The organism is Paraburkholderia polaris (genome assembly GCF_012927345.1).
Classification (GTDB): Bacteria; Pseudomonadota; Gammaproteobacteria; order Burkholderiales; family Burkholderiaceae; genus Paraburkholderia; species Paraburkholderia polaris.
In genome coordinates this window covers 1-1202 of sequence record NZ_JABBGJ010000147.1, presented here as the reverse complement: position 1 = coordinate 1202, position 1202 = coordinate 1, and the positions used below count along the sequence as shown (strand labels likewise).

2 protein-coding genes are annotated in these 1202 nt (G+C 59.7%); one reads left to right on the top strand and one right to left on the bottom strand.

Annotated features, from left to right (window positions below; genetic code table 11):
• Positions 1-196 (bottom strand): DUF6444 domain-containing protein (locus HHL24_RS43405; protein ID WP_230417830.1); only part of this gene is annotated, 196 nt, incomplete at its 3' end.
• An 804-nt stretch (positions 197-1000) separates the two neighbouring features.
• On the opposite strand from HHL24_RS43405, the gene HHL24_RS43400 reads away from it, so the two are divergent.
• Positions 1001-1202 (top strand): DUF6444 domain-containing protein (locus HHL24_RS43400; RefSeq protein WP_230417829.1); only part of this gene is annotated, 202 nt, incomplete at its 3' end.

The window sequence follows — 1202 nt, the reverse complement described above, 5'->3', positions numbered from 1 at the left end:
CCGGCTGCGCGCCAGGCTTTGCCCCGCTCGTGCCGCGCAACGACTTCGGCTTGCGCCCGGGCCCATCGCTTGAGGGCGGCTTGCTGGAGTTACGACTGTTCTTCTCGAGTTTCGCTTCGAGCGCGTTCAGACGCTTCACGAGATCAACGATGAGCGCGTCCTTCTGTTCGTGTGTGAGGTCTTTGAAATCAGGCATCTTCGTCATGTCCTTCACTATGCACAGCCTGGCTGCAGTTTACAAGCGCTGAATAGTTACGCCGCCGCAAAGAAAGTAAGCAAAGAAAGCGGCTCAAACCGCTCATACTAAGTGGGCACCGTGGCTTGGAAGCGGTAGTGGCTCCGTGGAATCCGGGCCCTTGCACCTTCGAGCGTTAGTGAGAAAGCCGTCATCAGCTCCCACTCCGCACTACGTGCGTCGCGGACGGGTCTGCCAGGGAAACCACGGGCTTCGGTTCAGATCTGTGCGGGCCGTCGGCTTCGCCTCGGCGAGGCGCCGCCGTACTTCACCGGCAACCCCCACTTCGAATGAAATGGCGGTGTGTTGCAGTGGCAGTGGCAGTGGCAGTGGTAGTGGTAGTGGCAGTGGCAGTGGCAGTGGCAGTGGTAGTGGCAGTGGCAGTGGCAGTGGCAGTGGCAGTGGCACTCCTACTGGCGGCCGCAGTGGCGGCGCGACGACGAGTCACGGTGCCGACAAAATGCAAGAACCGAAACGTGAGACCTCGAACGCAAGAGCCCAAACGCGAGAGCTGAAACGTAGTGTGTGGTTTTATGAAGTACTCTTCGGCGCGCGCAGCGCCGCCGGAAGTATGACGCCTTTGTCACTCACGCCGAATGCGCGAGGACACGGATTCCAGATGCGCCACTACCGCCTCCAAGCCAGGAGACCCGCTTAGCAGGATTGGCTTGAGCCGCTTTCTTTGCTTACTTTCTTTGCGGCGGCGTAACTATTCAGCGCTTGTAAACTGCAGCCAGGCTGTGCATAGTGAAGGACATGACGAAGATGCCTGATTTCAAAGACCTCACACACGAACAGAAGGACGCGCTCATCGTTGATCTCGTGAAGCGTCTGAACGCGCTCGAAGCGAAACTCGAGAAGAACAGTCGTAACTCCAGCAAGCCGCCCTCAAGCGATGGGCCCGGGCGCAAGCCGAAGTCGTTGCGCGGCACGAGCGGGGCAAAGCCTGGCGCGCAGCCGGGGCATA